Below are 8177 nucleotides of genomic sequence, written 5' to 3'. Positions count from 1 at the left end.
ACTCAAGTGGTGAATATTTTTTTAAAAACTCCAGAAAACCGTTACAAAGCAAGCAGTGATTTATCTAACTTTTAACTCACAAGAGATTTTTTTAATAGGTAAAAATCTTGACGTTTGAGACGATTTGGCTTATAAATTGAGTTTGATAGTTGTAATGCATAAGTCAGTAGTTTCGACATTTACGAACAAGTTTAATTACTTGATTAGAAATTTAGAAAAATTTAAATTAAATACATCAGGTTTAAAGGAAGAAATGAGCCACCTAAAATCAATGTTTAAAAGTACAATTAACCAATCCAAATATGAATAAATTTAAAAAATAAGGGCCGTAAGGTTAATTTAAAAATATATTACTATCTAATTTTTTTCAAAATATATAGATTGACAAAAAAATAATAGCAAAGTGTCACACTTTGCTAATTTTCCTGATTACTGGTTTAAATTTTTAGGTCTTAAAAAATAAATTTGATATCATAAGTTTAATAAGGATTTTTAAACTATAAAAATGTTGCAATTTGATTAAGAATTAACACTTATATTACTTTTATAAATTTAATTAGAACTTCTTTAGCAATGATTGCCCTGTCATTTCTTTTGGTTTCTGAATATTTAAATATTCAAGAATTGTGGGTGCAACATCACAAAGCGCCCCATTTTTTAATTCAATATTTTTATCAGTTGAAACAAATAAAACCGGACTTGTTGTATGTTTTGTTGCAGGTTTATTATTTTCATCCTCAGTTATTTCGGCATTTCCATGATCAGCAGTTATGAATCATGTTACTTTATCACGATTAGCTATCACGAATTTAAGAATTCGTTCAAATTGTTCATCTAGAAACTCAATTGCTTTTATTGTTGCTTGTAAATTTCCAGTATGACCCACCATATCTGGATTAGCATAATTCATGATAACAAAGTCATAATCATTAATTTTTTCAAGCAATTCGTCAGTTATTTCTTTAGCTGACATATGAGGATAATCAGCAAAGCTTGCAGCTTTGATACTATTTACTAAAATTCTATCTTCATTTTTATAAATAACTTCTTTTCCACCATCCATAAAGAAGGTCACATGCGCATATTTTTGAGTCTCTGCTAATCTTAATTGTTTTAGATTATTGTTGGCTAACACTTCTCCAAGCGGGTTATCTACTTGCATTTCTTTAAATGCGACTAAGGAATTAATACCCTCATATTTCATTAAAGAAGCAAAGAGATTTGGTTTTGTTTTGTTTTTGGGTTTATATTCATATAGTTTGCTATCTAAAATTAGATGACTAAGTTGTCTAGCACGATCTGGTCTAAAATTGAAGAAAAAAACATTATCATTTTCTTTTAAAAATAAGCCATTTTGGTTTTGTGCAGGGTAGAAAAACTCATCATAAATTCCTTGATTATATTGTTCGTTTATATACTTATTAATATCTTTATACTTGATGGGTGATTTACCAAGAATTGCTTCAAGTGCCAATTCATTTCTTTCGAATATTTGGTCACGGTCCATAGCATAAAAGCGCCCTGAAATGCTTGAAATCGGATAATTGAAATCTTCTGATAATTTTTTAAGTATTATCAATGAATCATTAATTGATTGTGGCTTGACATCTCGACCATCACCAAAAATATGAATTGAAACTTTTTTAAGTCCCTTGTGGTTGGCAAGTTTTATAATTTCAAATAAATGGTTATCTAATGAATGTACACCGCCATTACTTAGCAAGCCCATTAAATGCAAAGTGGTATTGTTTGCTATCGAATTATCAATTAATTTATTTATTACTTCGTTTTTTTTAAAATCACCAGTCTCTATTGCTCTATTAATCAATGATAAACCAGTATATACAATTCTTCCTGCCCCGATGTTTAGATGGCCGACTTCTGAATTCCCAATTTGACCTTTTGGAAGGCCTACATATTCTCCGGATGCTTGCAAAACAGAATTAGGACACATTGCAAACAAATAATCAAATATTGGATGATAAGCCTGTGCAAAAGCATTTCCTTGTCTTTCATTTCTAAGGCCCAAACCATCAATTACTGTTAATATTACTTTTTTTTGATTTTCCATACATTACCTCTAATAAATAATATTTTTACTTATATAAATTTTATAATAAAACAAATGATGCTAAATCATTTCGATTGATTGAGGTGTTAAATTATAAAATATCTTAAAAAGATTGAGATTTGACTTTTTTTGGTCCATTTTTTCCTCTAATTATGTAAACTAAAGGCAAATGTAATATAATAAAAAATGTGTATCTATTGTGGACACACAAATCTTTATTTTTTAAACTTTATCAAAAGGTAAAAAATTTTATTAAATGATAAATTAATAAACTAAATTAAGGATAAGTATATATATGACTCCAAAAACAAAAAAAGCCCTAATTATTAGTGGTATTGTAGGCGGTATTGTTTTAGTACCTACAGTAGTTACAATAATTCCATATGGCGCTCAAATTTCATGATTTAAAAGAGAAACTCAAAAGAATCAAAGATATGAGAAAGAATATGTAGAAGCTAAGAAAGCAGCTATTGAAGATGAAGCAAATAAGGCTTTAAAAGCTAAAATCGATGCTAAGGATGCTCAAATTGCAGACTTAACACAAAAAAGCCAAAATGCTGATGAAGTAACTAAAGCAAAATTAGAACAAGAAATTAGAAATGCTGAAGCAGAACGTGCTCAACTTGACGATCAATATCAAGAAAATATTGAATCTAAAATTTTACCTATATTAGCAAAAATTGCTGAAGAAGGTGATTTGAGATACTACGAAGGTACCTTAAAAAATACAGCCGAATATGTAGTATTGTCATACAAAAAATTTCAAAGAGATTTAGCAAAACTTGCTTCTAGAGATGATTTAGATATAAATTATCCAAGCAAGGAAAATGCTCAAGAAATTATTAAGTTCTATCAAGATTGAATTAATACATTTTCGAAAATTAATTCAAGAAACCTAAACACTGCCTCAACAGCATGGGTAAGCGGATTAAAATATGAATGAGAAATAGCTAAAACAGTTTATGCATCAGAAAGCCGTTTACTTGGTGTTTGATTAGAATGAGGTCTATCTTCAGCATATCCTATCAATGCTTTTTATGACACAATTAGTTCAATTGATGAAGAGAGAGCTCCAAAGGTTCAAAAGAATCTTAAAGAAGGAATTGAATCTGATGTTGTTTTATCAAAAGTGGTTATCAAAAATAATGTAAGATCAATTTTATCTAATTTTTACCAAGATCAATTGACAGAATTTTTAAATGGATCTGCTGATGAAATAAAAGTCACTGACCTTATTGCAAAAAATGAAAAATTAGCTAAATCAAGCCCAGAATTAGTGAAATTCCACAAATTCTATGCTGATGAATATTACAAGGCTTCTAAATCAGGTTTGGGTGAAAATCTAGCTGAATTAAAACTATATAAAACAAATAAAATCGGTGAAAAAGAAAATCACGTTGAAGTATTTGTTGGCGATGATGTTAAAACAGTTTATGGTGTTGGTTTAACTGAAGAAGACCTAAATGCTAAGAATGTTGGTTTAAATTCTATCGTAGGAAAACCAGGTGTAACAAATGGAGATAAGGTTTATAGTGGTATCTTAAAATTCTCTACTACTACAGATGATACAGCCCAAGACGTGTTTAATTCAGGTTATGAAACAACGACAACAGCTGCTAAAAATATGAAATTGACAGCCGCTGCAGTTGCTAAATTAATTACTGGAAAAGACAAAGGTGTATGAGCTCCAACAATTAAGTATGATGCTGATGGTCTTGGACCAAATCCAGTTAAAGAAGTTAAATTAAACATTAGAGATGCTAATGGTGAAATCAATATTTCTGATTTCTACAAGTGATTAAACCAAGAACAATTCTTCTTTGGCCGTGAAGATGCTTCATATTACACAGAAGCTAAAAAACACGATTTAGCAAATGATCCTAAATTACAGGATGCAAGACAAAATCTAACCAGATTAGGATATGACTTCTTAAAGACAAATAAAACCAAATATGGTTCAATTACAAATGAACAATTCTACTATGGAGCACTAGAAGCATTCAAGGGTTACCATGAATTTAGAGATACTACAATTGATCATGGATATTCATATTTCCCTAAGAGTGTTCCAAGATACGGAATCACTTCATATGAATATAGAAGACGTGCCGAAGAAGGTGTTGGTGCATATAATGGTAATGCACAAGTTGAAAAAGATGGATTTGGTGCATTTACATTTAATGTTGATCCATACTACAGCTTACCAAAATGATCAGTAACTTCTTTTGCTAACCACGAAAGTGTTATGGGACACCACAACCAAATCTATTACGCTAAAGAGTTTTTAAAAACTATTGATGGATTAACTGTTGGAAATATCTTCGATTACACTTCATATGCAGAAGGTTGAGCTTTATTTATGGAATGATTCGGAATTGAATCAGGACTATACGGAACTCCTGACTTTGACAGCGAAGACTATTACGCTTTCCCAGTAAGTTTTAAACATTCAAATGGAATTACAAGCTTTGTTTCTTCAGCAATATCGCAAGATGAATCAGCTGTAACTGCTGCAGAAATTAAAGGAATGAAGGAATTACATGGTGGTGTATATTGAAGTTTAGTTGCATCAGAAGGCAAAAATAACTCAAGCGATGAAGAACACACTCTAAGAGCTGTTGAATTAGCTAATATGTTGCAATATTTTGGTGCTTTAAATGAAGCTCAATTACGTAACATGAGACGTGCTGTTGACCCTGCATACCATGGAAGAATTGAAGGAAAAGAAGATTTACCTGCTGGTGCATCAATTCAAGATGTTAGAAACTTCCTACATGCTAACTCAGCATTAGGAATTGGTGATATTACATCAGAATCAAAACGTTATCTAAACCTACCTGGACAAGCAACATCATATAATGCTGGTAAAGAAGCTATGTTGAAGCTATATGACAGAGTACGTCAATCAAAGGGACTTTCAAGAAAAGATTTTGTTACTGTCGAAGATAAGGCAAACATTAAAGAACTATTAAATCTAATGTTAGAAACAGGTGGATTACCTCTTGAAACTTTAAAGGAAATTGTAGAATTACATTACAAACTATAAGAGATTTAATTATTCTTTTTTTAAAAAACATCTAGCTAGTCTAGATGTTTTTAATTTTCCTTTCTTGTAGTGAAACTAAAACTCTGTATAGTATCAAAGATAAATATTTTTATGCTTTTTCATTTAAAATTAAGGTACCTGCAATTTTTGGCAGGAACTACTAAACATTGGATTTATATTTTTAAATTAGACATATAATAAAAGTATTTTAAATAATATATATGACTCAAAAAACAAAAAAAGCATTAATAATAACTTCGGTTGTTGGCACCTTAGTTGCAGCTCCTGTGATTTTTACTGTAATCCCTTTTGCTGCTCAAAATGCTTTATTTAGAAAAACAATTAATGAAAACAAGAAACTAGAAAGCGAATTAACAAATGCTGAGGCAAAGGCAGTTGAGGCAAATGTTGATACAAAAAATAATATTGAGGAAAAGAATACCAAACTAAAAGATTTAAATACAAAGTATAATGAATTGAATGATAAAAAGGGTGAACAAGCCACAAAAATTGCTAAAGAAATCAAAACCCTTGCTAGCGAAATTAGAAATCTTGAGTTAGAATACAAAGTAAACATTGATAATGCAATATTGCCTTATTTAGCTAAAATCGCCCAACATGGTGATGCTAAGTACTATGATAATAATTACAAACATACAGCCAGATATATTGTTCTTTCATATGATAAGTTTCAGAGAGAATTAGATGATTTGGCGGCAAATATTGATATATTCTATCCTGAAAAAGAAGATGTTGACAAGATTGTTAAATACTATCAAAAATGAATTGATTCATTTTCAAAAATTAACTCTAATAATCTCAATGTAACTACAACAGCCTGAGCAAGTGGATTGAAATATGATTGGGAAATCGCACAAACCGTCTATGCTTCACAAGGGCGACTAGCAGGTGCATTTTATGAAGGTGGACCAACATCAGCTTACCCAGTTAATTCATTTTATAAAACTATTTTAAGAATAACTGGCGATAGAGCTGAAAAGATGCAAAGAAACTTAAACGAAGGAATGCAAGCTAATATTGTTTTATCAAAAGTTGTTATTAAAAACAATGTTAATATCATTTTATCAAGACATTATTCAAAAGAATTGCTAGAATTTGCAAAAGGAACACAAGAATCAAAGTCTGTTATTGAGATAATTGATTCTAATAAAACTCTTGATGAAAAAACTAAGGCATTCCATAAATTTTATGCAACTGAATATTACAAAGCATCAACTACTGGTTTAGGCGAAAATTTAGAAGAGCTTAAGGTGTTTAAATCAAATGCAGTTAATGAATTAGAAAATACTATTGAAATTTTTGATAATTTAAGTAAAAAAGTTGTTTCAATTTACGGGCTTGGTTTAACTGAAAAAGATCTTGATGCTAAAAATGTTGGTTTATCAAGTATTCCTGGTGATGAGAAAAATACAACTGGTAAAAAGATATATGATGGTATTTTAAAATTTGCTACAACTTCAAATGATTCTGCACAGGACGTATTTAATTCGGGTTATGAAACAACAAAGACGGCTGTTAAGAACATGGAATTAACTGCAAAAGCAGTTGCCAGATTAATTACCGGAAATGAGAACGAGCCATGAACCCCAACTATTAAGTATGATTCTGATGGTGTTGGCCCACAAGAGGTTCAGGATGTTGTACTTGAAATAAGAGATGCAAATGGGAATATTAGTTTGCCTGAGTTTTATAAATGATTAAACCAAGAACAGTTCTTTTTTGGTCGCGAAAATTCCTCATATTACACGCAAGAAAAGAAGAATGAATTAGAAAAAGACCCAAAATTACAAGATGCTATTAAAAATTTAAAGACTTTAGGTTATGAATTCTTAAAAGGCCAAAATTCTAAATATGGTTCAATTACAAATGATCAGTTTTATTACGGAGCTTTAGAAGCTTTTAAAGGTTATAATCAATTTAGAGACACTACTATTAATGAAGGATATTCTTATTTCCCTAAACAAGTGCCGAGATATGGAATTACTACATATGAATATTCAACTCGTTTAAGTTCAGGTGTCGGTGCATATAACGGAAGAGCTAAGGTTGAAAAAGACGGATTTGGTGCATTTACATTTAATGCGGACCCTTATTTTGGCTTGCCAAAATGGTCAGTAACTTCATTTGCTAATCACGAAAGCGTTATGGGACATCACAATCAAATATACTATGCGCAAAAATTTCTAAAAACTGTTGATGGGCTAACGATAGGAGACATTTTTAACTATACTTCATACAAGGAAGGTTGAGCTTTATTTATGGAATGATTTGGAATCGAGGCAGGTTTATATGGAACGCCTGACTTTGAAAATGAAGATTATTACGCTCTACCTGTTAGCTTCAAATCAGCAAAAGGAATTACAAGTTTTGTTAAAGCGACAAGACCACAATATGTAACTAACGAAGAAATTAAAGGAATGAAGGAACTACATGGTGGCGTGTATTGAAATTTAGTTGTTTCAAAAAACAAAATTGATGATGATAAATTGCATACTTTGAAAGCCGTTGAATTAGCTAATATGTTGCAATATTTTGGTGCTTTAAATGAAGCTCAATTGCGTAACATGAGACGTGCTGTTGATACTGCATATCATGGAGATATTAAAGGTACTGATGATTTACCAGCTGGCGCTTCGATTAATGACATAAGAAAATTCCTACATGCTAACTCAGCATTAGGAATTGGTGATATTACATCAGAATCAAAACGTTATTTAAATCTACCCGGACAAGCAACATCGTATAATTCAGGTAAAGAAGCAATGTTGAAACTATATGACAGAGTTCGTAAGTCAAAAGGCCTTTCAAGGGAGGAATTTGTATCAAATAAGGAAAACATTAAGGAATTTTTGAATTTATTATTAGAGACTGGTGCATTACCTCTTGAAACCTTGAAAGAAATTGTCGAATTACATTACAATTTATAATTTTATCTGCAAAATTAAAACTAGCCTTTTTGGCTGGTTTTTTTCTTGTTAATTCTCAATCAAATCGCAACACTTTTATAGTTTAAAAATGTTCATTAAACCTATGATATCA

The 8177-nt window shown here is 30.5% G+C and carries 4 protein-coding genes; 3 read left to right on the top strand and 1 reads right to left on the bottom strand.

The window, feature by feature from the left end:
- Window positions 1–154: 154 nt before the first annotated feature.
- Window positions 155–310, top strand: a complete 156-nt coding sequence (locus tag ACWXVU_RS00985; RefSeq protein WP_456011973.1) for a hypothetical protein — start codon at window positions 155–157, stop codon at window positions 308–310.
- A gap of 246 nt (window positions 311–556) precedes the next feature.
- On the opposite strand, the gene gpmI is transcribed toward ACWXVU_RS00985, so the two are convergent.
- The gene (gpmI, locus tag ACWXVU_RS00980; protein WP_456011972.1) at window positions 557–2071 is read right to left on the bottom strand and encodes a 2,3-bisphosphoglycerate-independent phosphoglycerate mutase; all 1515 of its coding nucleotides are present in this window, start codon (window positions 2069–2071) and stop codon (window positions 557–559) included.
- A gap of 295 nt (window positions 2072–2366) precedes the next feature.
- Here gpmI and ACWXVU_RS00975 point away from each other — a divergent pair, with 295 nt between their 5' ends.
- Together ACWXVU_RS00975 and ACWXVU_RS00970 are read left to right on the top strand one after the other, a co-directional pair.
- On the top strand, window positions 2367–5117 hold the full coding sequence (locus ACWXVU_RS00975; RefSeq protein ID WP_456011971.1) for a DUF885 family protein: 2751 nt from the start codon (window positions 2367–2369) through the stop codon (window positions 5115–5117).
- Window positions 5118–5338: 221 nt separating this feature from the next.
- Window positions 5339–8065: a DUF885 family protein gene (locus ACWXVU_RS00970; protein WP_456011970.1), complete on the top strand. Its 2727-nt coding sequence runs from the start codon at window positions 5339–5341 to the stop codon at window positions 8063–8065.
- Window positions 8066–8177 lie beyond the last annotated feature (112 nt).

The sequence above is a fragment of the Mycoplasma sp. 2575 genome (assembly GCF_053851635.1).
Note: the sequence above shows the minus strand (reverse complement) of the source record. Positions and strands in the feature narration are given on the sequence as shown.